This window comes from Psychrobium sp. 1_MG-2023 (assembly GCF_030689115.1).
Taxonomy (GTDB): domain Bacteria; phylum Pseudomonadota; class Gammaproteobacteria; order Enterobacterales; family Psychrobiaceae; genus Psychrobium.
In genome coordinates this window covers 22,100-48,963 of sequence record NZ_JAUYVJ010000020.1, presented here as the reverse complement: position 1 = coordinate 48,963, position 26,864 = coordinate 22,100, and the positions used below count along the sequence as shown (strand labels likewise).

General features: G+C 41.3%; 23 protein-coding genes. 14 read left to right on the top strand and 9 right to left on the bottom strand.

The features are described from left to right. Positions 1-31: 31 nt before the first annotated feature. The gene (locus Q8W26_RS11475) at positions 32-1,126 is read right to left on the bottom strand and encodes an aminopeptidase P family protein (RefSeq protein WP_101212472.1); all 1,095 of its coding nucleotides are present in this window, start codon (positions 1,124-1,126) and stop codon (positions 32-34) included. A 237-nt stretch (positions 1,127-1,363) separates the two neighbouring features. On the opposite strand from Q8W26_RS11475, the gene Q8W26_RS11470 reads away from it, so the two are divergent. Further along, entirely contained in the window at positions 1,364-2,092 is a 729-nt protein-coding gene (locus Q8W26_RS11470) for an SDR family NAD(P)-dependent oxidoreductase (protein WP_101212474.1), read from the top strand. Positions 2,093-2,095: 3 nt separating this feature from the next. Next, entirely contained in the window at positions 2,096-2,950 is an 855-nt protein-coding gene (locus Q8W26_RS11465) for an amidohydrolase (protein WP_101212476.1), read from the top strand. Between the two features lie 154 nt (positions 2,951-3,104). Here Q8W26_RS11465 and Q8W26_RS11460 read toward each other — a convergent pair whose 3' ends face one another. The 4 genes from Q8W26_RS11460 to Q8W26_RS11445 all read right to left on the bottom strand — a co-directional run bounded on the left by Q8W26_RS11460 (position 3,105) and on the right by Q8W26_RS11445 (position 6,160). After that, positions 3,105-4,280 carry a mandelate racemase/muconate lactonizing enzyme family protein gene (locus Q8W26_RS11460; RefSeq protein ID WP_101212478.1) on the bottom strand — a complete coding sequence of 392 codons (1,176 nt, stop codon included), beginning with the start codon at positions 4,278-4,280 and terminating at the stop codon, positions 3,105-3,107. Between the two features lie 37 nt (positions 4,281-4,317). Next, positions 4,318-5,085 (bottom strand): class II aldolase/adducin family protein, encoded by a 768-nt coding sequence (locus Q8W26_RS11455; protein WP_101212479.1) that lies wholly within the window; start codon positions 5,083-5,085, stop codon positions 4,318-4,320. Between the two features lie 141 nt (positions 5,086-5,226). After that, positions 5,227-5,472 (bottom strand): Rho-binding antiterminator, encoded by a 246-nt coding sequence (locus Q8W26_RS11450; RefSeq protein ID WP_305473411.1) that lies wholly within the window; start codon positions 5,470-5,472, stop codon positions 5,227-5,229. Between the two features lie 148 nt (positions 5,473-5,620). Continuing rightward, positions 5,621-6,160: a hydrolase gene (locus tag Q8W26_RS11445; RefSeq protein ID WP_101212483.1), complete on the bottom strand. Its 540-nt coding sequence runs from the start codon at positions 6,158-6,160 to the stop codon at positions 5,621-5,623. Positions 6,161-6,287: 127 nt separating this feature from the next. Between Q8W26_RS11445 and Q8W26_RS11440 the strand changes: the two genes are divergently transcribed. Then, positions 6,288-6,641: a VOC family protein gene (locus tag Q8W26_RS11440; RefSeq protein ID WP_305473410.1), complete on the top strand. Its 354-nt coding sequence runs from the start codon at positions 6,288-6,290 to the stop codon at positions 6,639-6,641. 257 nt (positions 6,642-6,898) lie between these two features. Then, entirely contained in the window at positions 6,899-8,125 is a 1,227-nt protein-coding gene (locus tag Q8W26_RS11435; protein ID WP_101212485.1) for a threonine/serine exporter ThrE family protein, read from the top strand. Positions 8,126-8,128: 3 nt separating this feature from the next. On the opposite strand, the gene Q8W26_RS11430 is transcribed toward Q8W26_RS11435, so the two are convergent. From Q8W26_RS11430 to mnmC, 4 genes are all read right to left on the bottom strand, one after another. Further along, positions 8,129-8,497 (bottom strand): hypothetical protein, encoded by a 369-nt coding sequence (locus tag Q8W26_RS11430; protein ID WP_101212560.1) that lies wholly within the window; start codon positions 8,495-8,497, stop codon positions 8,129-8,131. An 80-nt stretch (positions 8,498-8,577) separates the two neighbouring features. After that, positions 8,578-9,903, bottom strand: a complete 1,326-nt coding sequence (gene argA, locus Q8W26_RS11425) for an amino-acid N-acetyltransferase (RefSeq protein ID WP_101212487.1) — start codon at positions 9,901-9,903, stop codon at positions 8,578-8,580. Between the two features lie 94 nt (positions 9,904-9,997). Then, positions 9,998-10,732 carry a tRNA1(Val) (adenine(37)-N6)-methyltransferase gene (locus tag Q8W26_RS11420; RefSeq protein WP_101212489.1) on the bottom strand — a complete coding sequence of 245 codons (735 nt, stop codon included), beginning with the start codon at positions 10,730-10,732 and terminating at the stop codon, positions 9,998-10,000. Further along, positions 10,732-12,810 carry a bifunctional tRNA (5-methylaminomethyl-2-thiouridine)(34)-methyltransferase MnmD/FAD-dependent 5-carboxymethylaminomethyl-2-thiouridine(34) oxidoreductase MnmC gene (gene mnmC, locus Q8W26_RS11415; RefSeq protein ID WP_101212491.1) on the bottom strand — a complete coding sequence of 693 codons (2,079 nt, stop codon included), beginning with the start codon at positions 12,808-12,810 and terminating at the stop codon, positions 10,732-10,734. Before mnmC ends, Q8W26_RS11420 begins: the two co-directional genes overlap by 1 nt. Before the next feature lie 277 nt (positions 12,811-13,087). Here mnmC and fabB point away from each other — a divergent pair, with 277 nt between their 5' ends. From fabB to purF, 10 genes are all read left to right on the top strand, one after another. Further along, positions 13,088-14,302, top strand: a complete 1,215-nt coding sequence (gene fabB, locus Q8W26_RS11410; RefSeq protein ID WP_101212493.1) for a beta-ketoacyl-ACP synthase I — start codon at positions 13,088-13,090, stop codon at positions 14,300-14,302. A gap of 166 nt (positions 14,303-14,468) precedes the next feature. Further along, the gene (locus Q8W26_RS11405) at positions 14,469-15,620 is read left to right on the top strand and encodes a 4-phosphoerythronate dehydrogenase (RefSeq protein WP_101212495.1); all 1,152 of its coding nucleotides are present in this window, start codon (positions 14,469-14,471) and stop codon (positions 15,618-15,620) included. Between the two features lie 18 nt (positions 15,621-15,638). Continuing rightward, positions 15,639-16,649, top strand: coding sequence for an aspartate-semialdehyde dehydrogenase (locus tag Q8W26_RS11400; RefSeq protein ID WP_101212497.1), 1,011 nt, complete (start codon positions 15,639-15,641; stop codon positions 16,647-16,649). Between the two features lie 339 nt (positions 16,650-16,988). Next, the gene (locus Q8W26_RS11395) at positions 16,989-20,249 is read left to right on the top strand and encodes a FimV/HubP family polar landmark protein (protein ID WP_101212499.1); all 3,261 of its coding nucleotides are present in this window, start codon (positions 16,989-16,991) and stop codon (positions 20,247-20,249) included. A gap of 76 nt (positions 20,250-20,325) precedes the next feature. After that, entirely contained in the window at positions 20,326-21,111 is a 786-nt protein-coding gene (gene truA, locus Q8W26_RS11390) for a tRNA pseudouridine(38-40) synthase TruA (RefSeq protein WP_101212562.1), read from the top strand. A gap of 374 nt (positions 21,112-21,485) precedes the next feature. Continuing rightward, entirely contained in the window at positions 21,486-22,364 is an 879-nt protein-coding gene (gene accD / locus Q8W26_RS11385) for an acetyl-CoA carboxylase, carboxyltransferase subunit beta (RefSeq protein ID WP_101212501.1), read from the top strand. Between the two features lie 50 nt (positions 22,365-22,414). Next, positions 22,415-23,662: a bifunctional tetrahydrofolate synthase/dihydrofolate synthase gene (gene folC / locus Q8W26_RS11380; RefSeq protein WP_101212503.1), complete on the top strand. Its 1,248-nt coding sequence runs from the start codon at positions 22,415-22,417 to the stop codon at positions 23,660-23,662. Between the two features lie 125 nt (positions 23,663-23,787). Next, the gene (locus Q8W26_RS11375; protein WP_101212505.1) at positions 23,788-24,426 is read left to right on the top strand and encodes an SPOR domain-containing protein; all 639 of its coding nucleotides are present in this window, start codon (positions 23,788-23,790) and stop codon (positions 24,424-24,426) included. A gap of 146 nt (positions 24,427-24,572) precedes the next feature. After that, the gene (locus Q8W26_RS11370; protein ID WP_101212564.1) at positions 24,573-25,064 is read left to right on the top strand and encodes a CvpA family protein; all 492 of its coding nucleotides are present in this window, start codon (positions 24,573-24,575) and stop codon (positions 25,062-25,064) included. A 35-nt stretch (positions 25,065-25,099) separates the two neighbouring features. Next, complete coding sequence (gene purF, locus Q8W26_RS11365; protein ID WP_101212507.1) at positions 25,100-26,617, top strand: amidophosphoribosyltransferase; 1,518 nt, start codon at positions 25,100-25,102, stop codon at positions 26,615-26,617. Positions 26,618-26,864 lie beyond the last annotated feature (247 nt).

The window sequence follows — 26,864 nt, the reverse complement described above, 5'->3', positions numbered from 1 at the left end:
GTGCCCATCAATGCTAGGTGGGCGTGGTTAGTTATAACTCAATAAGTGTTTTTGGCGCTTTTGTTAATACTTTTAAGCCCTTATCAGTAAGGACTACATCATCTTCAATACGTACACCGCCCCAGTTAGGAATATAAATACCTGGTTCAATGGTGATAACAGCTCCTTTTTCAATAGTTGATTGGCAGCCCGGCCCAATGAATGGAGGTTCATGTAATTCAAGCCCAATACCATGGCCTAAACCTTCTCCGGCAAAGTCTTTATATTCACTGTTAGATAACACATAAGCGGACTGTTGATATAAATAATCGCCAGTGACGCCTTCGGTGACGGCATCAAGGGCTTGTTGCTGCGCTTGACTGACTAGTTGGTAAACGCGTTTTTGCTGCTGTGTCGCTTTACCAAAAACAAAAGTACGTGTCATGTCAGAGCGGTAACCATTAACTACAGCACCGAAATCTATTAGGATAAAATCCCCTTCGGTTAACCGCCTATCGCTTGGTATACCATGGGGTAGGGCACTGCGCTCGCCAAATAATAAAATGGTTGGAAAGGATAATCCCTCAGAGCCGAGTTTGGCCATGTGATATTCCAGTTCATTACATAGTTCGCGCTCAGTGATACCCGCTTGAACGAGTGGGAGTATATTCGCTAGCGCTGTGTCAGCAATATGCGCTGCGCGTTCAATCGATTGGATTTGTTGCGCACTTTTTATGTAGCGTAGCTCTTCAATGGCACCGCATAATGGTGAATACATTTCAGCCGATAAAGAGATATCAGCACTGATCTTATGCCATTGCCCAACACTGATGTGCTCTGCTTCAAAAGCTAAGGTGGAGCAATTATCCTGTCGCAATAATTGCTCCAAAAGTGACCCAAGGCTTTGCTGATCACGGTCGCGACAAATAACGTTGTATTGCGTTGCTTGTTCCTTAGCTTGTTCAAAATAACGATAATCAGTTAATAGATAATTGGTTGTTCCTGTCAGTAATACCGTAGCTGCATGCCCAGTGAATCCAGAAATATGATTAATATTAATATCGCTAAAAATGACTAACGCGTGATTTTCACCATGAGGACTAAGGTGTTGTTGACGTAATCGCGTCAGTATCGATTGAGTGGTCATGGAGCTTCCTGATATTTTAAAAGTAGTACGAAATAATCTGTATACAATATATCTTTTTGTGTGGTGGGATCAAGAGAAAAACCTCTGTAGAAGCAACTTGAAGGAGTCGAACGATAAATCAGGATTTAAATCTAGCTTGTGTTTAAGATGCTCAAAAGATTAATGAGTATATTTTTGATTTTACCGCCGTTCATGGCATCATACCTTCACATGATTTGATCAATATTTAGAGTAACAATGAAAAAAATTGCAATTGTCACTGGTGGCTCCAAAGGCATCGGTTTAGCTATCGTCAATAAGTTTATTAGCCAAGGCTATGAAGTGTTTAACCTTGATCTGATTGCAGGGGATAAAGGACACTTTATTCAGTGTGATGTTAGTAAAGTGGCAGAGGTAGAGGTCGCCATACATGATATTGCAAAAATCCATGGGCGTATTGATAGTTTGATCTGTAATGCCGGAGTACATTTGTCAGCTAATATTGAGCAAACCTCAGAGCAAGAACTTGATCGGATCTTTGCCATTAATGTTAAAGGCGCTTATGCGGCGATTAAAGCGTCATTACCGACGATGAAAAGCCAACAATGCGGTAGCATAGTGATCATTGCCTCAGATCAGGCCATCGTGGCTAAAACAGGTTCGTTTGCTTATAACTTAAGTAAACATGCATTGGCATCGTTGGCTAAGACTACAGCGTTGGACTACGCCCAGTATAATATTCGCGCTAACGCGGTATGTCCGGGTACAATTGAGACTCCTCTCTATCACAATGCCATCGATAGCTATTGTGCAAAGTCTGGCAGTGATAAAGCAATCATTCATCAGGAAGAAGCAGCATTACAACCGCTAGGTCGCTTAGGCCAACCCCATGAGGTCGCTGAATATGCTTATTTCCTGGCAAGTGATAATGCAGCATTTGTCACAGGCAGCTTGCAAGTGATTGATGGTGGCTACACAACGGGTTAGCTGATGGACATTATTGACCCACATATACATCTATTTGACTTAACTCAAGGCCACTATGATTGGTTAAAGCCATCACACCCTCCATTTTGGTCAGATAAAGCACTCATTAACCGATCGTTCGATTGCTCCGAATTAACGTTAAAAGACGACTTCAATCTTACTGGTTTTGTTCATATTGAAGCTGGTTTTGATAACGAACAACCCTGGCGTGAAATAGAATGGTTAGCGCAAAATGCGACTTTACCCTTTAAAGGTATTGCGGCAATTGATATTACTCAGCCGCCGCACCTCTTTAAACAAGCTATCGATAAGCTCATGAGCTATTCGTCAGTCGTTGGTGGACGTCATATCTTAGATGAACAGGCATATGAGCTATTATCAATGCAATCTGTCAGGGAGAATTTAACGTACTTAGCGCAATATCAATTTATTTTTGAAACACAACTTAATGGTACTGATAGTGCAGGAGTTGAAGCCTTGGTTAACCATTTAGCTGAGCTTGATGACTTAGTGGTTGTTTTAAATCATGCCGGGTTTTGTCCAGAAGAGGATAAACGAGTATGGCAGCAGAGTATGGTCGCCTTAGCTCAATATTCTAATGTGTTTATTAAGGCGTCAGGATGGGAAATGGTTAATCGCCACTATGATACAGACTATGTATCGCAGGTCGTCTTAGCGTTAATTACACTCTTTGGCGAACAAAGGGTGATGTTAGCGAGTAATTTTCCACTGTGTTTGTTTAGTAAACAATACAATCAATTGTGGCATCAATATTTATCGCTTGGGCTGACTGAGCAACAACAGCAATGGCTGTTACACGATAATGCGGCGAGGGTATACCAATTACAGTGCAATTGAAGCAGTTGTCATGTCAACAACGAGATCCTGAATAAAGCGTTTCAAGCCGACAAATTTCTTGTCGTTCCGGCATGTTGTTAGCTGGAATCTCGCTTTTAATAGCAGCGTCGTCCACAACCAAACACTTTCAGGACGACGCTAATTGGAACCATGGTTATTTTATGACTAAGCGCGGTGAACGCATAACAATGTCATCGTTTAACTCAATACCTAACCCCGGCTCTTCAGAGACCTTGAACTTTCCATTGACCGGTTGTGGATCTTGTAAACACAGTTCACGATTCCACGATTTTATTGCATAGGTATGATGCTCATGAATCAAAAAGTTTGGAATAGCTGTTTCTAAGTGTAAAGAGGCTGCGGTTGCAACCGGGCCACCACAAACGTGCGCTTGAATGCGTACATCGAAAATATCAGCATAATCACACACTTTCTTTGTTTCAGTAAAACCACCGCATAAACCAATATCTGGTTGTAACACATCGACACTCTGATCTTCAAAGTATGGACGCACAGCCCATCGGTTATATAAACGTTCGCCACCAGCAATAGGGACACTGACTTTATCAGCGACTTTGGCATGTAAAGAGTGATTTAAGTAATTCACTGGCTCTTCATAATACATACAGTCGAACTCTTGTGCGATTTCGCCAAGCTGAATTGCAGTGGTTGCACCGGGCAAACTATGACACTCAAAAATAATGTCTACTTCATCACCAACAGCTTCTCGAATGGCTTGCATCCGAGCACGGTAAAGTTTCATTTCAGCGCGAGAAATAATCTTAGTGCGTTCATAGTAGGTATTACCATCTTTATCGTACATGATAGGATCAACTTTGACCGCATCATAACCCTCAGCTATTGCTTTGTGTGCAGCTTCTGCATATTGTTCTGGTTGTGAAAGCGCTTTAAACTCACTATCCCAGTCAAACTGAAGCTGTGATGCGTAAGTGCGTAATTCACTGTTTACTTTGCCGCCTAGCAATTGATAAACAGGTACATTTAGGGCTTTGCCCTTAATATCCCACAATGCAGTGTCGATTGCGCTCATTGCTGAATAGATAACAGGACCGCCGCCTAAGCCCCAAAAGCTTTCACGTAACATGCGTGCCCACAACATCTCTGTTTGAAATGGGTCATGGCCAATGAGAAAAGCCTCAGCCATCTCTTTAATCATATGTGCCGCTGCACTGTGACCTAAATCATAAGCAAGGCCCGCTTCACCGACACCACTGATGCCTTCATCGGTGTGAATACGAACAAATACAGGATTCCAGCCTTGGCGATCAGGGCAGTGGATATCAAAAACTTCTACCGATGTAACTTTCATCGAAAACTCTCCATATTTCTCTGGTTGAGAAACTGTTTTAATTTATAAAATTAGGATTAATGCGATACGCCTTACGTAACATTGCTGGCCAGCTTATTTGACCACCTGTTGAACCACTATGGACTACATTTGCTTGGGCAAAAATATTGTCAAGAATAGGTTGGGGGACCAACTGATTTTCTTGACCGGATGACTGCATCAGTAGCTGAATTTCACAAGCACGTTGTAGATCATACATTCGCATAAAAGCATCACCAACTGTCGGGCCAACTGTTAATCCACCGTGATTAACTAATAATAAATGGTTTTTATCACCTAAGTCTTGTTGTAAGCGTACTCGTTCATCATCATTAACGGCAAGACCTTCATAAGCATGATAACCAAGCGATGAAAGTGAAAACATAGAGTATTGACTATAAGGTAACAGCCCATTCTTTTGAGTCGCCACAGCAATGGTCGCATTAGTATGTAAGTGAATGACACAATGAGCGTCTTCGCGTACCTGATGTATTGCACTATGTATTGTGAAGCCCGCTGGGTTAATCGTAAATGGAGTATCATCGATGATTTCACCAGCAAGATTAACTTTCACTAAATTGGAGGCGGTAACCTCATCAAATGTCAGTCCAAAGGCATTGACCAAATAATGATCGGTGCCGGGAAGTCTCGCTGAAAGGTGTGTGTAAATTAAATCATCCCAACCGAAGTGGCTAACCAGTTGGTAACAAGCGGCTAAATCAACCCGAGTTTGCCACTCTTGTTCACTGACTTTATCTTTTAAATTTAATTCGGGAAGCTGATGCACGGTTTTTTCCTTCAACGTAACAGTTATATTTTGACTCGCAATAGATGCCAGCAAGAATAAACGGCATCCGTATAATTGGCAAGTGTAATAGGCGCGGAAGCCAAGGTGTGATGAGGCTTTTTTGTTATATTAAATGCTGACTTATCTAAAGTGTATTGTTTTTACGGGCTCATGTTTGATATAGACATCAATATACCTAATACCATCAAGGGGGATTTCCAAATGTCCTTTAGTTGTTTCAATTAAAACACATTCTTGACGGTGCTTATTTAGCAGAGTGTCAATGGCTGTACCTTGATGAACTGTCCGAGTCAAGGTAACAATTTTGACGCGGAATTTATACATACAAATAATCTCAACATAGTCATGTTGGTCGCACGTAATCATGCTAAAGCCCTCGCTCATGCTAATGTAATACCGTCTGTAAAACATCAACCATAGTCTAAAAATAACAACGTGGAGTAAAAAGCCCCCACTTTCCTGATTATCTGGGTATTTTGTTGCGATGCATGTGATCTATATCGCTAACAAGCGATTATTTAATGTAGCGTAAAATAGGTTTGAAGTCATCGGAGTGGGCATCAACGATCATCTCATATAAGCACATTTCAACACTGGTTAATTTAGCACCTAAGCGCTGTAGTTTATTTAAAGCGAGTGTTTTGTTATCTGGGTGGCGAGAACTAATACAATCAGAGACCAATTCAACATGAAAGCGGTGCTTGATTAAGTCTAAGGCTGTTTGATAAACACAAATATGAGATTCAATTCCGCACAGTAGCCAGTGATCCACACTAGCCTCATCAAGAGCGTCAATGAACGCGGGTTCCCCATAGCCACTAAATGTATGTTTGTGTATTGGTTGGAGTGGATGAAGCAGTTGAGCTAATTCGGGTGATGTTTCCCCAAGCTTATCAGGCAATTGTTCTAACCAAATGATTGGTAATTCGAGCTGCTGAGCACCTTGAATCAGCGCGGTGGTATTACGGAGAAGTCCGCTGCTATCACTGACTATTTGTGCTAGCTTTCCTTGAATATCAATAACAATCAAACCAGTATTATGCTTTGATAACATATCTATTTCTCGTCAAATGATTAATGACAATAAACATACCAGCGTCAACGGCTAATTAATAGCCGCTTTACACGATAAATTGAAACCTTTACAGTCAATGGCTAAAGTTTTAGAGAGCCTGAAAATTATGGAACAAATTAATTATGTAGAATTTCCTGCGACTAATCTAGCAGCAACTAAAGCATTTTTTAGTCGTATTTTTGCATGGGAGTTTGAGGACTATGGACCGGAATATAGCGCATTTTCTAATGCTGGCTTAGCTGGAGGATTTTATTTATCAAGCCAAAAGTCAACGACTGGGCAGGGAGCTGCACTGATTGTTTTGATTACTGATAACCTTGAAGATAGCTATGAGAAAGTGGTTGCGGGTGGAGGACATATTAGTAAAGAAATTTTCTCATTCCCAGGGGGTCGGCGGTTTCATTTTATCGAGCCAAGCGGCAATGAGTTCGCGATTTGGTCACATGGTGAAAGTGGTTAATATTAATAGAATTGTCATACAGAGTTCATACAATAATTTGATGAAAAAAAATTAGTTTTAGGCTAAGTCAATTTTAGATCATAAAAAGCTTTACACTTGGCTAAAACTAATTAAAATCGCGCTTTTTTAAACGCCTGTCTACAATAGTTGTAAGATGTCGTTCGTTATAGCTATTTGGCCGTAACAACATTAGTTGTGGCAAGCAGGTTCGTAATATTTTTGCATTACCTTGGTCGTGCACTCGTTTAGGATTCATAGTGACTTCAACCCCATTTGCGCTGCGCCGAAAATTTATTATTAATTTAGGCAAAGCATTACATAAATTTGGTACCCCAGCTTATCGTTTAGAAGCGCATTTATTGAACGTGGCTGAAATCTTAGGGTTGGGTGGCTCGTTTATCGTGACGCCAACAGCGTTAACCTTTGTGTTATGGCAAAAGGGTGAACATGAGAGTCAACAAACTTATGCCTATCGAGTGAAACCAGGCGACCTTGATCTCGGGTCACTTGCCCGTACTGATGAGTTAGTGGAAGAACTCGCTTCAGGTCAACGCTCATTAGCCGAAGCAATAGACCGCTTAGAAGATATTGAGAATAAGCCGAATCCCTATTCACATTTTGTGACATTCCTTGCTTTTGGCACCTCTGGCGGGGCATTTGCAATGCTGATGGCGACTAGTTGGAATGACGTATTGTGGTCGATGCTGCTGAGCCTTATCATCTATACTTTTGTCTTTTGGGCTGAGAAATCCCGTGGCGTTGCTAAAATGTTAGAGCCATTAGTGTCACTTATTTCAGGCTTTTTAGTCACGGCTATTATGCATATTGATCCCCACATTAATATGCCCCTAGTCGTATTATCGAGTATTATCGCTTTCATTCCGGGTTTAGCATTAACCTTGGGGTTGCGTGAACTTGCGGCTCGCGATTTGATGTCAGGCACTGCTCGGATCATGGATGCGATTATGTTGTTGTTTAAGCTGTATTTTGGTGCGGTCTTAGGAATGGCAATAGGTCAATTAACTTGGGGTAGTGTCGAGTTTGTTCAACCAGAAACCGTTGCACCATGGACGGCATGGCTTGCGGTTCTATTATTAGGTTCAAGCTTAGTAGTCATGTTTAAAATTCGTCTAAAAGACTCACCATGGGGCATTATGTCAGGCTTTATTGCATTTGGTATGAGTCTGGTTGCCGCTGAATATTTTGGCATCGCTTTAGGTGCATTCTTTGGCGCATTTTGTGTCGGATTATTTAGTAACCTTTATGCACGCGTGTTTAATGCACCTGCTATCTTGGTATCTCTACAAGGTTTAGTTATTTTAGTGCCGGGGAGTAAGGTCTATATTGGTTTAAATACCGTTGTCTCTGGTGAGAGCATTATTGCCGTTGAGCATATTGGTACTCAGTCATTCTTAATCTTTATGTCACTGGTGGCGGGCTTAATTTTTTCAAGTGTTGTGTTACCGCCAAAGCGTTCACTTTAATTGTTATTTAGTCTCGTCACTGTCATTTTTCGTTGAGAAAGAGCTAGGCAGTAAGTCGACCCCCACTAAATCCGCTACTTTTACCAGTAGCGGTATAGTGATTGGCGCAAAGGGTAATACCGCAAATACGCCAAGGCCTATTCCTTTTAACACGTCAAAAAATTGTGCGTGAGCAATAGACATTTCCTGCTTGCTTGCCTTACCTTGTGTTGCTTTTCCATAGATAGCGAGCATCTCTTTAGTTTCATCTTTTTCTTGCGCAAGCGCGACTTTTAGCACGACCATGGTGCGGCGAAGGTTTATTTTCGCCCGAGTACGATTTATTTTGATCACGCGAATTGGCGCTTTGTGGAACTTTGTTAGATGCTTCATTATCACCAATAACTTGAGAGTAAACACCATAGTACGATTTCGATTTTCTGAAATCGTTCAATGAGTATATTTGTAGCGTATTATAACGTTTTTATAAGGATCTTTGAATTACGTTGGAAGTTATATAGTGCCTGTTTTTCCATAGGGAGTTGCTCAATACTCATAGGCACAAAACCACGCTCCCTAAACCAATGGATAGAGCTTGTAGTTAACACAAATAATTTACTGATGCCTAAATCTCGTGCTCGACGGCTAATTTCATTAACTAGCGCGTCACCGCGTGACGCTTTACGATACTCAGGGTGAGTCGCTACACAGGCCATTTCAGCTGAAATGCCATCTTGTGCTGGATAAAGTGCAGCACAGCCAATCACCAACCCGTCACGCTCAACCACCGTAAATTTATCAATTTCCATCTCGAGTTGTTCACGTGAACGGCGAACCAGTAACCGTTGCTCTTCGAGCGGGCGAATGAGGTCGACAATACCGCCAATATCTTCAATGCTGGCTGAGCGCAATTGCTCAGCACGTTCCATTACAATTTGAGTACCAATACCATCGCGAGAAAAAAGCTCTTGAATTAATGAGCCATCTTGCTGATAACTCACTAAATGGCTGCGAGGTACCCCTGCTTTACAAGAGGCAATGGCCGCACGCAGGTAGATGGCGGTGCCAGTCATGATCTCGCCTGCCGATTCAAGTTCATTGAGACGACGCTGAGCTTGTGATGGTAACATTTCAGAAATGACATTACCGTCTTGATTGAGTACACCGTTTTCTGAGCAAAAACCGATCATCTTGTCAGCTTTTAAACGTATCGCTAGTTGAGTGGCGACTTCTTCTGCACTTAAGTTGAAGCTTTCACCGGTAACAGAGTAACCAACGATACTGATAAGGACGATTGAGTTTTGCGCTAATTGATCCTTGATCCCTTGGGTGTCAATACGTCGAACTTTACCAGTATAATGAAAGTCTATGCCATCGCGAACCCCAATGGGTTGTGCGGTAACAAAATTACCACTGATAACATTAATACTCGCACCTTGCATTGGTGTATTGACAAGGCCCTGTGATAACTGAGCATTGATTTCAAATTGTAAACGACCAACTACTTGTTTAATGAGTTCAAAGGTCTCATCAGTAGTAATGCGTTGCTGTTGATGAAATTGGCTCTGAATCCCTTGTGCTTTTAGTGCGCTTTCAATTTGTGGCCTTGCACCATAAACCAAGACAATTTTTATGCCTAGCGTTTTTAAGAGTGCGATGTCATTGACGATGTTAAAAAAGTTAGGGTGAGCAATGCACTCGCCGCCCAGCATAATAATGAATGTTTTACCACGGTGAGCATTAACATAAGGGGCAGATTGTCTAAACGAGCTGACTAATCGAGTATTTCGTGCTTGCAAGTGCGTACCATTTATCGAGAAAATATTTTGGTTAAGTATATTTGTAGGGCATTTTAATTCAAGCGCTTATTGCAATTCGTGGCTGCTCTTTTGTCTAAGATTCCGGTTCTTTAGCAAAGCGTAATAAAAAGGGAGCTAGTAACTCCTCACTTTGCAACGTGTAATGTTGGTGGCTCTGGTAAATGTTAATAAACTGATGACCGGGTATATTATTGTTTTGTTCTTTGTCATCAATATGCTGCAACGTTAATGCGCATACTTTAGCGGTCCCACCGACTAAGGTGACGAAATCGGTTCGATTGGACAGTTGTAGTTGGTTTTCCTTCGCTAATGCGTTGATTTTATCAACAGTATGTATGGGGACTAATAGGTATATTTTTCCTTGTGTAGCACACAGCATTTTGCACATTTTTATTAAACTGGCAAAGGAGAGCGTATCGGTGTGCCGGGCTGTATTGCGCAATGGGTCATCATTTTTTAAGTGATGTTCAAAAAATGGTGGATTACATATAACTAGGTCATAACGGGCAGAATGCTCAAACAGTAAAATGTCTTGATTAATGACTGTGATATCTTGTGGCCAAGGACTTTGACTAACGTTTAACGCGGCTTCGCAAGCGGCTTCAGGTGTTAATTCAACAGCAGTCACCTTACTTGCGCCTAACTGTTTACACATTAGTGATAAAAGCCCTGTGCCAGCGCCAATATCGAGTACGGTATCATTAAAGTCAATAGGAGCCATTGCACCAAACATTAAGCTGTCGGTACATACTTTCATCGCACTTTGGGATTGGCTAATTGAAAATTGCTGTAACTTGAACACTGACATTAACGGCTTTCCTCTCCCATGAGCGATTTACCTTGTTTGAGTTGTTTTATCCAATAACGATTAGGGTTGAGTTGATCGACTAAGCGTTGGGATAGTGGCAGAGGCTCATGGCAGAGTTGACTGGTTAATATTTCTGCCAGTAGTGGGCTAGAGCATAATCCACGAGATCCTAATCCACCAAGCATAAATAAGTTAGGGTAGTGTGGTGCTAAAGGGTATTGATGTGACGGCCTTCCACGGTCTAAGTCATTATAGAGTGATTGGGTTAGCTGGGCTTGAGGTATTGTACCAACCATTGGTAAATGATCTTTAACACTCATTCGAACCCCACTTTTACCAGCCAATGGTGCGCCTTTTATTGATTGACTCCATGATTGGCCGTTAAAATCACCCACTAGTTTGTCAATATTTTGCTGATGTTCGTGTGGATTGATTTGATGGTTGGATACATCTCGGTTAAAGCTTGCGCCGATACAGTGCTCACCATTAAATGCAGGTGTCATATAGCCTTGATAACACAGAACTGTGTTTAATGCTTGAGTCAGTGGCGTTTGTTTTATATGACTCACTTGACCTGCTGTAGCGTACAAGGGCAGTTGGTTGGTCTGTTCAAAGTCAGTAAGGTGATGGCCATTAGCTAAAATCACTATGTCACTAGCGATGGTTCGCTGCTCATTATTCTTATCTATTAGGGAAAGTTGCCATTGTTGATCTTGCTGCTCTATTTTAAGTAACTGGTGCTCAAAAACTACATCGACTGTTGCCAACTTCTGAGCCTTTTCAACTAAAGCTTGCGTGAGAAAACGCGGATTTAACCAACCACCCTCAGGGTAAAATAATCCACTGTCGGTAATATTGACTGAGGCGATTTTACTGGCTTGCTCAGCTACCACCCCGTGAACTAAAGATTCGGGAAACTGTTCTGTTTTTAATAAGCGATGTTGACGTTTTTTTTCTTTATCTGTGGTTGCGACCTGTAAAACACCACAGAATCGACCTGCTTGTTGAAAAGATTGACACAGCGGGCGGTATATCTGCTGGGCAAATAAAAAACTTTGGCTATAGAATTGGCTTAATGGATCGTGGTTGGCATTAATCAATGGGTAGAAGCCGCCTTGTTTATTGCCTGATGCACCCGCTGCTAGGTGTTCATCTTTACAAATAATAGTAGAGCTGACTCCACGCTCAGCCAGCGATAGTGCTTGCATGGCACTGGCAATACCACCACCAATGATGTGTATTTTAGGCTGATTATAAAGCGGTATTGTTGATGTTGGTCGGTGATACCAATGCTGAGTAGAGCTTGATTGTGTTGTTCGCTTGAATAAGCCGCAGAGCATCTCACGTTTTTTACCAAATCCTTTGGCTTTGGTCATTACAAAGCCTGCTTCGATTAACCCTCGCCGTACAAAACCAGCTGCGGTAAACGTTGCTAAAGAACCGAGGTCTTTGGTTACTCTCGCCATGTTGTCAAATAACTGCTGACTCCACATATCAGGGTTTTTACTCGGAGCAAAACCATCAAGAAACCAGCTGTCGACAAGACCTTGTCTTGGGTAACTTAACTGAGGCAGGGTGTCTTTAATATCGCCAAACCATAAATCAAGTATAACAGCATCCGTGCAACTGTTTGTAAGGTCTTGGGAGAGTGAAAACCTTTGACGATGGCAACCCGCAACTGCAATAGGGTAGTGTTGCTGTAATTGCTTGGTATAGCGGGCGAGTTGCGGCCAGCGTTGATGTGCGCTGTTTAAATCTTGCTTAGAGAGCGGGTATTTTTCAAAACTTATAAAAAAAAGTCGCTTTAGAATGTGTAATGGGTGTTGCTGGCGAAACTTTTCAAAAGCTAACCAGGTTGCAAGAAAGTTTAAACCGCTTCCAAAGCCTGTTTCGGCAATGACATAATGACTGTCTTGGCAATTGAGCCAACGTTGCTGAAGATTGTTTTGCTCGATAAAGACATACTGGGTTTCAGCTAGACCATCGGTAGTTGAAAAATATAAATCATCAAAAAGAGTTGATGAAGGTTCACCTTGGTCGTTCCAACTTAGTTGGGCATATTCAATGGGCTGTGACAACGCTTAATTACTCATGGCAGAAAACCAAGAGATTATAACGCTTGGGTTCATTGAAATGAAACCTTAGCCGTTTAAAATCATTTTAATTTGTCGTACCATGATTAAAACAGCGTACAGATGTAAGCTTAAATGGCCATAAAATGACGTTTTATTATTGCTTTTTATGTTATTTAATTGTTTTATATCAATTGTATAGTAATAATGATGATGAAAGCTGACCACTACGATGTAATAAAGTTATTACAATGCTGGCAGTTTAGATAGGACAGGAATTAACATGAAACGTGCAGTAATCACGGGTTTAGGCGTAGTATCAAGTATTGGTAATAACGCGGAAGAAGTCACCAAATCATTACGCGAAGGCCGTAGTGGTATTACATATTCAGAGCAATTTGAGCAATATGGTTTACGTAGCCGTGTGTGGGGCGATATCGATTTAGAGCCTAGCGAGCACGTGGACCGTAAAGCAATGCGCTTTATGGGTAAAGCATCAGCTTATACCTATGTAGCAATGCAACAAGCGATTGAAGACTCAAAATTAACACCAGAAATGGTATCGAACTTCCGTACGGGTATTGTTGCTGGTACGGGCGGTGCGTCGTCTTCTGATCAAGTAGAAGCGGCCGATAAATTACGTGAAAAAGGCGTTAAGCGTGTTGGTCCATACGTAGTTCCTCGCATTATGTCGAGCACAGCTTCTGCGACATTAGCAACACCATTTAAAATTAAAGGCATTAACTATTCAATTAGTTCAGCTTGCGCAACATCGGCACATTGTATTGGTCATGCGTTAGAGCAAATCCAATTAGGCAAGCAAGATATTGTTTTCGCTGGTGGCGGCGAAGAAGTTGATTGGACACTTGCAATGGGTTTTGATGCAATGGGCGCATTATCAACGAAATATAATGATGCTCCAGCAACAGCATCACGTACTTATGATGCTAACCGTGATGGCTTTGTTATCTCTGGCGGTGGCGGTATGGTTGTTGTTGAAGAACTAGAACACGCATTAGCCCGTGGCGCACACATCTACGCAGAAATCGTAGGTTACGGTGCAACATCTGATGGTTACGATATGGTAGCACCATCAGGCGAAGGCGCGATTCGTTGTATGCAACAAGCAATGGCAACAACTGATAGCCCGATCGAATACATCAACACACATGGTACATCAACGCCTGTAGGTGACGTTAAAGAACTTGGAGCAATCAAAGAGTTATTCGCTGATAACATTCCAGCCTTTGGTTCAACTAAGTCGTTAACTGGTCATGCACTAGGTGCAGCTGGTGTTCATGAAGCAATTTATTCTCTATTAATGATGGAGAATGGCTTTGTTGCTCCATCAATTAATGTTGAGACACTTGATGAAGAAGCTGAAGGTTTGCCGCTAGTGACTGAACTAAAAGAGCAGCAGCTAACGACATTAATGTCTAACAGCTTTGGTTTTGGTGGCACAAACGCGACACTAATTTTCAAAAAATTTGAAAAATAGTCTGTGACAATGCTTTAAAAATAAGCACTCTGCACACTAAATAAAAACCGGGTGGTATTTCATCCGGTTTTTTTATTTTTACAGGCAATAAGTTAAAAACACCGCTATAATCTCGCTCATTATTTTAGGTAGACCTACCCCCTGGTTGCAATAAGGACACTTTTAGATGCTCACCATTCTCGCTGATGAGAACATGCCATATGTCGATGAATTATTTTCTGATATTGGTCAGATAAAAAAAATGGCAGGGCGTGCCATTACCCCAGATGATTTAATTAATGTCGATGTCTTATTAGTTCGTTCCATTACTCAAGTTAATGCATCGTTATTAGCTAAAGCAAATCGCTTAACCTTCGTAGGCTCAGCAACCATTGGTACCGATCATTTAGATATTGCTTACCTTGAGCAGCAAGGGATCTTTTGGACTAACGCACCGGGTTGCAATGCTACAGCCGTTGCTGAATATGTTTTAAGTGCCTTGTCTGTACTCGCTCAACGTTTTGAGCTGTCATTAGCTGATAAGACGGTAGCCATTGTTGGCGCTGGAAATATTGGTCAGCGTTTAGCTAGAAAGCTCACGGCGCTGGGCGTGGATCATTTCTTTTGTGATCCGCCATTAGCACGTGCTGGTACCCAAGGTGATTATCGGGACATGAATGAAGTCGTTAAGGCTGACATTATTTCATTACACGTACCGATCAATCGCCAAGGTGACGATATAACACAGCACCTCGTTAACAAAGACTTTTTGTCACAACTTAAGCCGGGGACTATTTTGCTAAATAGTTGCCGTGGTGATGTGGTTGACAACAAGGCGTTACTTGAGCACTTACAACAAGGTAATAAGCTTTATACTGTGATTGATGTATGGCAAAACGAACCAACGATTAATTTAGAATTACTAGATTTAGTGGATATTGCCACACCACATATTGCGGGTTACAGCCTAGAAGGGAAAGCGCGCGGTACTTATATGTTGTATCAACAGTGGTGTCACAACAATAATGTGGCAATTAATAAGTCATTAACCCAGTTATTACCTGCGGTGAGTGTTGGTCAGTTAAACATTCAAAGTAAGCTATCGCCTTCTGAGTTGGGTAAGCTTATTCAATTTGTTTATGATATTAGAGACGATGACGAGTTGTGCCGACTTCGCGGTGTTGATGCAAAAGGCTTTGATAATTTGAGAAAACAGTATAAAGTGCGCCGCGAATTCAGTGCACATTCAATCGCTGCAACCGAACAATGGCTGCAGCAACAACAAATGTTGCAACAACTTGGCTTTTCAAAAAGCGAAAAGCAAGAGAGTAGTCAATAACACAAGGGTGGAAGACAAATGTCAGAAAAATTTAATGTAGGCGTTGTTGGCGCCACAACTGCAATTGGTAAGGCGCTGGTTGAATTATTAGAACAACGTGAATTCCCTCTAGATACATTTCGTGCTATTGAGCAAGAGGCCGATGAAGATGTATCTGTACTGTTTAAAGGTAAAAATGTTGCCATCAATGCTGCTAAAGATTTTGATTGGTCAACATTACATATTGTGTTCTTTTGCAGCACAGATGAAGTGTCACTTAAATACGCACCGTTAGCAGCAGACGCTGGTGTAGCGGTGATTGATAATTCAAGTGCCTTTAATGCTCGCCCTGAAATCCCGATGGTGATTCCGCATATAAATCAATCTGCTATTGGTGATTTTAGAAATGCCAATATTATTATTAGCCCAGCAGCGAGTGTAGTACAGCTGTGGACTGTGCTTAAACCGATTTATGACCAAGTGGGGATTTCTCGTATCAATGTTACCTGTCATCATTCAGTATCAAGTGCAGGTGATTTAGGTATTAACGAGCTTGCTCGACAGTGTGGGAAATTATTGAATGGCTTAACTGTTGAAGATAATCCATTTTCAGCTCAGCTTGCTTTTAACGTTCTGCCACAAGTTGGCACCTTACAAGATAATGGCCTAACTGATATTGAGCAGCAAGTAATTGATCAAAGTGTTAAATTATTGGCTGATAGCTCAGTGATGATTAATTCAACTAGTGTGATGACTCCAGTATTTTTTGGCTTAGCACAATCTGTGAATATCGAAACATGTAACCCCGTTGACCCAGAACAGCTCACGCAGTGGTTTGATGAAGTTGAAGTGATTGAGCTTGATTCAACATACCAGCCAACTCAGGTTGAAGATGCCAATGGCAGTGAGTTTATTCATGTTGGACGCCTACGTGTTGATCCATCACATCCTTTAGGAGTGAACTTATGGTCAGTTGCCGACAATATTCGTACAACATCGGCATTAAACAGTTTAAAAATTGCCGAAACGTTAATTCGTGATTTCTATTAATCAATAAACTACAAAATGAAAAGCCCTATTAATCGATGATCAATAGGGCTTTTTTTTATATATTCTATTTGCCGTCTTTGATGGAACATATTTTGCTTTTCATAAATTAACTTGTGATAGACTATCTCTTAAATAAAAACGAGGTATGCTATTTATTATAATTTTATTATTGATATTATAAGGCACTAATATCTCGATAAAAAACAGGTATGCTGCACAGTTCACTAATGTGCATTACTGAATCGTTGGCGATTATATTAAATGTGGCCACTTTGAATCAGTTATAAGTATTAAATATTATTGCTATTTCAATAGCTTATTGTCAAGGGACAATGATTGATGGATTTTTTTAAGCGTATATTTATCAATAGCACTTTATTAGGTTGCTTTTTGCTATTGCTAATCGGCCACGCCGGAGACGCATCTGCGATAGAGCTAGTTGGGCCAAAAGACAAGAAAAAGCCCATTATTAAACGTTCTGCGCTCACTCAAACAAAAATGTATGGTCCAATAAAGCGCTCCGATACGTTATGGCGGATAGCTTTTAATAATCGTCCAGATCCTAGCCTGTCCATTGACCAAGTCATGATCGCCATTTTTTTGGCGAATCCTCACGCCTTTACTGACAACAATATCAACTTATTGACCGATGGCTCAGTATTAACTATCCCTTCTGCAGTGGATATGGCCGGAGTGACTGATAGTCAAGCCAAACTTAAGAAGCTACAAGATAGCCAAACTTTAGCGGGTGCTAAATCCAAAATTGAAACGGCCCAACCTGCGGTAAAACAGGCCATACCAAAGGCTCCAGTCGCCAATACAACGAAACCAAAACCACGGATTGAAACTAACGTACCTGTAGCCACAGACGCTGTGCTAGATACTGAAGTAGTTAATGAATCTGAGGTAAAAGCTGAAGAGTCACCAGGTGCAGCACAACAATTAAAGCTTGCTATGACAGATATGCAGCTATTGATTGATGAAAATAAAGCGTTACGAGCACAAATTGATGAGTTAAATGGCAAACTCGATACAATGCGTGTTCAAGAAGCACTTGATCTTCAAGCGCATAAAGAACTTGATGTATTAAAGCAGCAACTAGCTGATATCGAAGCAGAACAAGATAGTAAGCATGAATCAATTTTCAATAATGGTTGGTTCATTGCTGCAATCTCTAGCATTCCAGCCGTTGGTGGGTTGGCTGGTTTATTTTTTTGGTTATTAAGAAAGAAAAAGGTTGAAGCTGAACAACAACCAGCTAAAGAAATTACGCCGGTTCCTGAAGATGATTTGCCTGAACTTAGTTTAGACGATGAGTCTTTAGAAGAAGAGTTGTCTGATGATGATTTGTTGATCAGTGATGAGTTAGATGATTCGCTAGATGATGATCTGTTAGAAATCGATCCGCTTGATGAGTTAGACGATACACTTGATGATGAGTTACTAGCACCAGAAGATGACGATGAATTACTAGTGCCTGGCGATCTAGCCGACGAAGTTGCCCTTGATGATAGCTCGGAACCTGCTGAAGATGAAGATATTCTGGCACAGGATGAACTTGAAGCTCTTCTTGCCGAGGATGATGGGGTAGAGCTAGATGAAATTGTCAGCGCAGATGACATTGATGCATTATTGGCAGAAGCCGACTCATTGCCGGATTCTGATGCTGACGATGAAGTGCTTACAGACTCAGATGACATTGATAGTTTATTAGAACAAGCAAATAGCGCAGCTAGTAATGCTGAACAAGAAAATAAAGAAGTCGCAGCCGAAGATATCGACGCCTTGCTCGCAGAGTCAAACGAGGAAGTCGCAGCCGATGATATCGACGCCTTGCTTGCTGAGACTAATGAGGAAGTCGCAGCCGATGATATCGACGCCTTACTCGCAGAGTCAAATGAGGAAGTCGCAGCTGATGACATCGATGCTTTGCTTGCCGAGACTAACGAGGAAGTCGCAGCTGATGACATCGATGCCTTGCTTGCCGAGACTAATGAGGAAGTTGCTGCTGATGATATCGATGCTTTACTGGCAGAAACGGAAGAAGAACTTGCTGCTGATGATATTGATTCATTAATTGTTGAAGCTCAAGATGAGGTTGCTGCTGACGATATCGATGCTTTACTGGCAGAAACGGAAGAAGAACTAGCTGCTGATGATATTGATTCATTAATTGCTGAAGCTCAAGATGAGGTTGCTGCTGACGATATCGATGCTTTACTGGCGGAAACGGAAGAGGAACTAGCTGTTGATGATATCGATTCATTAGTTGCCGAAGCTCAAGAAACAGTTGCCGCTGATGATATTGATTCGCTACTGGCGGAAACTGAAGCGTTAGCGGAAACTGATGGCATTGTTGAAGAGCCGTCCGCTGATGTGTCAGTGGATGATATTGATGCGTTACTAAGTGAAACTGATGCACTGGTTGATGATGACCTTGATGAAGTAATAGACAATGTAGACGTCGATGAAGAAGATATTGATTCAATATTAGCAGAAACGGATGCATTAATAGACTCAGAAGAGTCACCAGAAGACGGTACTCTAGATATTGCTGAAGATGATATTGACGCATTACTCGATGACACGGCTCTTGAAGAGACCGAGCTTGAGATTCCTGAACTTGAAGAGCCTACACAAGCACAGGACGGATTAGATGAACTTACCGCTGAATCGTTGCCAGATGACTCCCTGACATTGCCTGATGATGAAGTAAAGAGTGCGAGTGAAGCGCTAACAGCAGATAACATTGATGATTTATTAGAGCAAGGTGAACTGGAATCAGAAGCAGAATTAGAGAGTGAGGGAGAGTTTGCTAATACCGCTGAACAGTTGGCACAAATATCTGAACTAGAACGCTTATCGCAAAGTGATGTGGTTGATCAGCCATATTTAATCACACAAGATGCAACAGAAGAGCTTGCACCGAGTGAAGAAGCACAGCATTTAGTTGATGCGCTAGATGGTATGCTTGATACTAATAATGAAGCTCAAGAGACAGACGATAGCAATATTAATGAACTTGACCAGTTATTAGCTGAAACCGATAATGCCATTTCACTAAACGATGTTGATTTAACTGAGTCAATGTCGGAGTTTGATGAATCAAACATTATTGGTGAAAACGCTGATATTGGTGAGGTTGACGATGCTGTCAGCTCAAGCACCGATAAACCTGTTTTCTCAGACATAGACAGTACCGCTAATGATAGTTTATCTGATAGTGAACCAACTGAAGTTGTTGATGAGGCCGAAATCGAGTTAGAGCAGCAATTAGATAAATTTGCGAAAGAAAACAGTTTTATCGATATCGATAAACTACTCGATGAATCAGCGACATCAGAAATTGAAGACGAGCCATATAAAGATATTGATCTAGATATTGGATTGGATGAATTTCCTGAAATGTTGCCTGACGGTGAAGGTGTGGATGTAGACAATGATCCAAACAATTCATCTAAAAAATTAGATTTAGCGCGTGCTTACTTAGAGATCGAAGATGAAGATAGCGCGCTAGAAATTTTAGAGCAAGTCACCCAAACAGGTGATGAGTCTCAAAAAAAGGAAGCTGAAAAGCTATTATCGAAGATAAAAAGTTAAACTGTGATGTTTTGCTTTGCTAAAGCGCATTATTTCGCGATAATGCGTTTTTTTTATTAGGGTGGTTAAAAAAGATATGCGCATTGCTTTAGGTGTTGAATATAACGGTTCGGCATATTATGGATGGCAACGTCAAAAAGATGTTATTTCTGTTCAAAGTGTTGTTGAAAAAGCACTGACAACCATTGCAAATGAACCGATTACAGTACAATGCGCAGGCCGCACCGATTGTGGTGTTCACGCCACCGGTCAGGTAGTTCATTTTGATACTACAGCAGAACGAAGCGAGCGCGGTTGGACCTTAGGGGTAAATGCCAAGCTTCCTAGTGATGTCGCCATTCGTTGGGCAAAAATAGTGGACGATGAGTTTCATGCAAGATTTAGTGCAACAGGGCGACGTTATCGCTACATTATCTGTAACACAGCCCTAAGACCGGCTATTTTGTCCGAAGGCCTTAGTCATTATTATCAACCCCTTGATGAAACGTTAATGCATGAAGCGAGTCGTTGCCTTGTTGGTACCCATGACTTCACTGCTTATCGTGCATTACACTGCCAAGCGCACTCAGCTGTTCGTGAAGTTAAGCATCTAGAAATCACACGCCAAGGTCAGTTTATTGTCATTGACATCAAAGCCAATGGTTTTTTACATCATATGGTACGTAACATTGTTGGTATGTTAATTAAGGTTGGTGAAGGTAGTTTACCGCCTAAAGTAGCTCAAGAGATCCTTGATGGCAAAGATAGGGCTAAGGCACCTGCAATGGCTAAAGCTGGTGGTTTATACCTTGTAGAAGTTGATTATCCTGAATCATTTGGTCTCCCACGCCCACCTTGCGGCCCTTTATTTTTAACTGATTGATAAATAATTGTTAACAAAATGAGACGGTTCAAGGGTATGACCAGTTTTTTATGTCTTTTGACTATCGGTCTGTGCTTTAATGTCGTCTCATTTTAGTCTGATGTTGCTCCTGCATAAAATGAGCTAATTTAATTATATTAAATTAGTGAAAACTAACGAAAGGGAAATCCTTTTAATATGCGAGATGCTTGTGCTGATAAATCATCATAAAAAATTCACTCATCATTGTGACATCACTAATAAAAGTTTTAGCTTAATTGGTAATAATTCATAGCGAGCTATTGAATTATATCGATTGAGTGCCCATTTTTATAATTACAATATTACTTAATGTCATTTTTGACTGAAGTATTAACTCTCATGGACCCTTTTTTATGAGCTGGATAGAAAAAATTGAAAAGATACTGCCTACCGGTATCACGAGTCAACGTCGTCACAACATCCCTGAAGGTGTGTGGAGCAAATGTGGAAAATGTGATCAAATCATTTACCGTGTTGAGCTAGAGCGTAGCCTTGAAGTTTGTCCTAAGTGTGATCATCACATGCGCATCAGTGCACGTAAACGCTTAGAAGCTTTCTTAGATGAAGGCTCAACTACTGAACTAGCTGCGGATCTTCAACCACAAGACTTGTTAAAGTTTAAAGATACTAAAAAGTATAAAGAACGCATTGCTTCAGCACAAAAATCAAGTCAAGAAAACGATGCGATGGTTGCAATGAAAGGTACCTTAAAAGGTATGCCTATTGCTGCATGTTCATTTGAATTTGGTTTTATGGGCGGTTCAATGGCCTCTGTGGTAGGAGCTCGTTTCGTAGCGGCTGCTGAAGTTGCTTTAGAAAACAACGTTCCACTTGTTTGTTTTTCAGCCAGTGGCGGTGCACGTATGCAAGAAGCGCTGATGTCTTTAATGCAAATGGCAAAAACAAGTGCAATCCTTCACAAGCTAAGTGAACGTGGGATTCCATACGTATCAGTATTAACGGATCCAACAATGGGTGGTGTTTCAGCTAGTCTTGCGATGCTTGGTGATGTTAATATTGCAGAACCAAAAGCATTAATTGGTTTCGCAGGTCCTCGCGTTATCGAACAAACAGTTCGTGAAACGTTACCAGAAGGATTCCAACGCAGCGAATTCTTGCTTGAAAAAGGTGCAATCGATATGATTGTTGACCGTCGAGAAATGAGAAACACAATTGCTCGATTATTGGCTAAGATGACCAATCAACCACAAATAGCTGAAGAAGTTAGCTAATTAAAGTTGTTGAGTCTTCCAGTCGATGATCAGCTGGAAGATTATAATAAATGAACAACTTTTCCCTTAATAGCCAATCATTAACTGATTGGCTATCTTATTTAGAATCAATTCACCCAAGTGAAATTGAACTTGGTTTAACCCGTGTTAAAGCTGTTGCTTTGAAATTGGGATTATTAGACGACTTAGGTAAGGTTATTCTTGTTGGTGGAACCAACGGGAAAGGCTCAACCTCTGCCATCCTAGAACAATTAATTTTAGCGACCGGTGCGTCCACCGGTGTTTTTAGTTCTCCTCACTTACTTCGTTACAATGAACGCTTACGCATCAATGGACAAGAATTAGCCGATGATTTCCATATCGAAGCGCTAAGAACAATTGAGGTGGGTCGCGAAGCCACAGAGCTTACTTATTTTGAGTTCAATACCTTAGCAGCGTTATATTTAATGAAACAAGCAAAGGTAGATTACTTTATTCTAGAAGTCGGTTTAGGCGGGCGTTTAGACTCAACCAATATTGTTGATGCAGATTTAGCTGTTATCACCACCATCGACCTAGACCATCAAGCCTGGCTGGGGACGACACGTGAGGCTGTCGCGTTTGAAAAGTCAGGTATCTTTAGACAAAATCAGCTAGTTATCTGCGGCGAACCTAACCCACCGCAGCCATTACTCGATCGTGCTCTGGAACTTAACTGTAATATTGCTTACAAAGGAAAAGATTTCACTTTTGAGCACACAGGTGATTTATGGCAGTGGAAAACTGATGATAAAGAACTATCCGATCTACCATTAACGCGTCTACCAATGACAAATGCAGCAACGGCACTAGCAGCGTTTGACAAACTTGAGTTAAACCTAAGCCATGACACGATTAAACGTGTAATGGGTGAAACGAGCTTGCTAGGTCGCCTGCAGACTATCGCAAATGCACCTGATATCGTGCTAGACGTTGCTCATAACCCAGAAGCGGGTCGATACCTTGCTCAGTGGTTAAAACAACACCCTGCGCAATCTATCCATTGTGTGTGTGCCATGCTTGCTGATAAAGATAGTGCCTCGACACTTGATGTCGTCGCTCCCTATATTAATCATTGGTATCTAGCGTCGTTAGATTGTCCAAGAGGGGCTGATGCAAGTCAGTTGGAGAAAAACCTTCAATCTGAATCTGTACAAGGGCTATATAACAATGTTAGTGATGCATTAGATGCAGCCAAGCAACAGGCGACTGAACAAGACCTGATCATTGTCTTTGGTTCTTTCTTTACGGTTGCTGAAGTTTTAGAGCAACAAAAATAACATCATACTCGATTGACTGGTGAGATCAGCTGAATGGGCTTTAACCAGCTCATTTAACTGGTATAACTGGAAATTACAAATGGTTTCAATTATAGTTTTGCGCAAGCTATTGCAAGGAATAACCTGTGACAGATCAGATCAAAAACCGGATTGTTGGTGCTATTGTATTATTTGCACTAGCAATCATTTTTCTACCTGACATTTTTGATGGTAAAAAACAAAGTAAAACCGATGCCTTTGCAACAATCCCCGCAAAACCGATTTATCAAACGCCTCAACTTGATAAAGTTGAGATTGATATTGCACAAGGCTACGCGCGTGATAACACTCTTTCGAGCAATGAAAAGAACAGTGAGCCTGCGGTTAAGCCCGAAGAGGTCATTTCTCAGGTTCATGAGAAATCAAAGAGTGCAGTTGAAACCGTAGTGACAAGCTCAATCAAAGCTACAGCGCCACCTGAAGAACGTAAAGTTTCTGCGGTCGTTAAGCCGGAGACTAAACAGCCTACATTCAAGCGCAGTGGTTGGGTTATTACAATGGGCACATTTAATGACCCTGGTAATGTCAAACGCCTGTTAGCAAAATTACGTAGTAAAGGGTTTACAGCATTTAGTGTGCCTAACAACCCGATCCGAAATAAGCCAACCAAGGTCTTTGTTGGCCCAGAGCTTAATAAACAGTCGATAGAGAAAGTGCATAAAAAATTAAAAGGCAGTTTCAAAGACTCAGGTATTATCACGCGGTTTAATCCGCTAGAAAAATAATCAGAAAAGCGAATCACTAACGAAACGTTTACTCCATAGTTAATAATGTTTGAGCAATTATTAAATTGCTCGAACTTATTACTATGAATTTTTGTAAACTTTGGTAGAATTCGCGGAAATTTGCAAGGGGTGTCACAATTATGGATATGGTTTGGATCGATTATGCGATTTTGATCATCATTGGTTTATCAACATTAATCAGTCTAACACGAGGTTTTATCAAAGAAGCCTTATCGTTAGTTGTCTGGGTTGTTGCATTTTTCGTTGCAAGTAGCTTTCATGCAGATCTCGCAGTGTATTTTACTCAAATCAACGATGAAATACTCAGAAACGCCGTCGCCGTAGTAACACTATTCGTATGCTGCTTGATTTTAGGTGCTATAACTAACTATATCGTTGGTCAATTAGTAGTTAAAACAGGGTTGTCAGGTACAGATCGCGTACTTGGTTTATGCTTTGGCGCGTTACGCGGGGTACTTATTGTATCTGCAATACTTTTTGCAATCGACTCATTTACGACACTTTCAAACTCACAATGGTGGAAGCAATCTACGCTGATTCCAGAGTTTGGCGCTGTCATCGAATGGTTTTTTGATTACTTGAAACAAAACTCGAGCTTTTTACCAAAGCAGGCTTAATTAACTCAATATAATATTGAGATGAGGATTTTTTTATGTGTGGTGTAGCTGGCATTGTAGCCTATTCATCGGTTAACCAAGCGTTGTATGACGCGCTAACAGTGTTACAACATCGAGGTCAAGATGCTGCAGGTATCTGTACCGTTGATAATGGCAATTTTCGTTTACGTAAAGCCAATGGCCTAGTACGTGATGTATTTGAAGCTAAGCATATGCAACGTCTACAAGGCACTGTAGGTATTGGTCACATTCGCTACCCAACTGCTGGTACGTCGACTTCTGCTGAAGCGCAGCCGTTCTATGTTAACTCGCCGTTTGGTATTAGCTTGGCGCATAATGGTAATTTAACTAACTCTAAGCAGTTACAAGATTACTTATTCAATGTTGCTCGCCGTCATATTAATACTAATTCAGATTCTGAAATTCTATTAAACGTATTAGCGCACGAGCTATCAATTACTCCTGAGATGGCATTACAACCGCAACAAATATTTGATGCTGTTGCTCGCACCATTGAACTAGTGCAGGGCGCTTATGCCGCTGTTGCTCTAGTGATTAGCCATGGCATGATCGCCTTTAGAGACCCGTTTGGTATTCGCCCACTAGTTCTAGGTAAGCGTGAAGAAGAAGGCCGTACAGAATACATGGTGGCTTCTGAAAATGTTGCTTTAGATGCTGTAGGTTTTAAATTTATGCGTGATGTTGCGCCGGGTGAAGCTGTTTACATCGACAATGATGGTAATCTACACACGCAAGTGTGTGCGAAAAACCCTGTTTACGCTCCTTGTATCTTTGAATACGTTTACTTCGCTCGTCCGGACTCGTTCATTGATAAGATTTCGGTTTACCAAGCCCGCTTAAACATGGGTAAGAAACTGGGTCAAAAGATTGCAAAAGATTGGGAAGACTTAGACATTGATGTGGTTATTCCAATCCCTGAAACCTCTTGTGATATCGCATTAGAGATTGCTAGTGAGTTAAATCTACCTTACCGCCAAGGTTTCGTTAAAAACCGCTACATTGGCCGTACATTTATCATGCCGGGTCAAACGTTGCGTCGTAAGTCGGTTCGCCGCAAGCTAAACGCTATCACCAGTGAGTTTAAAGGTAAGAACGTGTTACTGGTTGATGACTCTATCGTACGCGGAACTACATCTGAACAGATTATTGATATGGCGCGTGAGTCTGGCGCAGCGAAAGTATACTTTGCTTCTGCGGCACCAGAGATTCGTTTCCCTAACGTTTATGGTATCGATATGCCAACCGTTAATGAATTAATCGCACATGGTCGTGAAGTAGAAGAAGTGGCTGAGCTTATTGGTGCAGATGCGTTAATCTACCAAGGTATTGACGACTTAATTGATGCTGTTCGTGAAGGTAACCCTTCAATTGAACAGTTTGAAACCGCCGTATTTAACGGTAATTACGTCACTGGTGACATCAGTCAAGACTACCTTGATGAAATCACGGGTTTACGTAATGACTCAGCTAAAAAGTCTGCTGAAAGCAAAGCTGAAATTTCAAACATCGATTTACACAACGAAGCGAACTAGTTCGTTTTAGTCGAGTAGTTCACATAAAAACGGGATGGTGATTAATTACCATCCCGTTTTTTATGTGCTCAACTTTGTTGTGAGTGTGGTGAATCGTCGCCCTGACATACCCCCACTTGTCATTCGACATGCGTCCACTCGTCATCCTGACATGCGTCAACTCGTCATCCTGACATGCTGTTAGTCAGGATCTCCTAAAGCCTGTTAATCAGTGAACTAAGACCACTCAGCTTTTGCGCACATAAAA

What these genes read in the sequence shown, in the direction of transcription:
- Q8W26_RS11445 (WP_101212483.1), bottom strand. Translation starts at nt 6,160, where the DNA reads ATGTTATCAAAGCATAATACTGGTTTGATTGTTATTGATATTCAAGGA.
- accD (WP_101212501.1), top strand. Translation starts at nt 21,486, where the DNA reads ATGAGCTGGATAGAAAAAATTGAAAAGATACTGCCTACCGGTATCACG.
- Q8W26_RS11475 (WP_101212472.1), bottom strand. Translation starts at nt 1,126, where the DNA reads ATGACCACTCAATCGATACTGACGCGATTACGTCAACAACACCTTAGT.
- Q8W26_RS11420 (WP_101212489.1), bottom strand. Translation starts at nt 10,732, where the DNA reads ATGTCAGTGTTCAAGTTACAGCAATTTTCAATTAGCCAATCCCAAAGT.
- Q8W26_RS11405 (WP_101212495.1), top strand. Translation starts at nt 14,469, where the DNA reads ATGCTCACCATTCTCGCTGATGAGAACATGCCATATGTCGATGAATTA.
- Q8W26_RS11440 (WP_305473410.1), top strand. Translation starts at nt 6,288, where the DNA reads ATGGAACAAATTAATTATGTAGAATTTCCTGCGACTAATCTAGCAGCA.
- truA (WP_101212562.1), top strand. Translation starts at nt 20,326, where the DNA reads ATGCGCATTGCTTTAGGTGTTGAATATAACGGTTCGGCATATTATGGA.
- Q8W26_RS11465 (WP_101212476.1), top strand. Translation starts at nt 2,096, where the DNA reads ATGGACATTATTGACCCACATATACATCTATTTGACTTAACTCAAGGC.
- Q8W26_RS11450 (WP_305473411.1), bottom strand. Translation starts at nt 5,472, where the DNA reads ATGATTACGTGCGACCAACATGACTATGTTGAGATTATTTGTATGTAT.
- Q8W26_RS11370 (WP_101212564.1), top strand. Translation starts at nt 24,573, where the DNA reads ATGGTTTGGATCGATTATGCGATTTTGATCATCATTGGTTTATCAACA.
- folC (WP_101212503.1), top strand. Translation starts at nt 22,415, where the DNA reads ATGAACAACTTTTCCCTTAATAGCCAATCATTAACTGATTGGCTATCT.
- Q8W26_RS11470 (WP_101212474.1), top strand. Translation starts at nt 1,364, where the DNA reads ATGAAAAAAATTGCAATTGTCACTGGTGGCTCCAAAGGCATCGGTTTA.
- Q8W26_RS11430 (WP_101212560.1), bottom strand. Translation starts at nt 8,497, where the DNA reads ATGAAGCATCTAACAAAGTTCCACAAAGCGCCAATTCGCGTGATCAAA.
- fabB (WP_101212493.1), top strand. Translation starts at nt 13,088, where the DNA reads ATGAAACGTGCAGTAATCACGGGTTTAGGCGTAGTATCAAGTATTGGT.
- Q8W26_RS11460 (WP_101212478.1), bottom strand. Translation starts at nt 4,280, where the DNA reads ATGAAAGTTACATCGGTAGAAGTTTTTGATATCCACTGCCCTGATCGC.
- Q8W26_RS11400 (WP_101212497.1), top strand. Translation starts at nt 15,639, where the DNA reads ATGTCAGAAAAATTTAATGTAGGCGTTGTTGGCGCCACAACTGCAATT.
- Q8W26_RS11395 (WP_101212499.1), top strand. Translation starts at nt 16,989, where the DNA reads ATGGATTTTTTTAAGCGTATATTTATCAATAGCACTTTATTAGGTTGC.
- purF (WP_101212507.1), top strand. Translation starts at nt 25,100, where the DNA reads ATGTGTGGTGTAGCTGGCATTGTAGCCTATTCATCGGTTAACCAAGCG.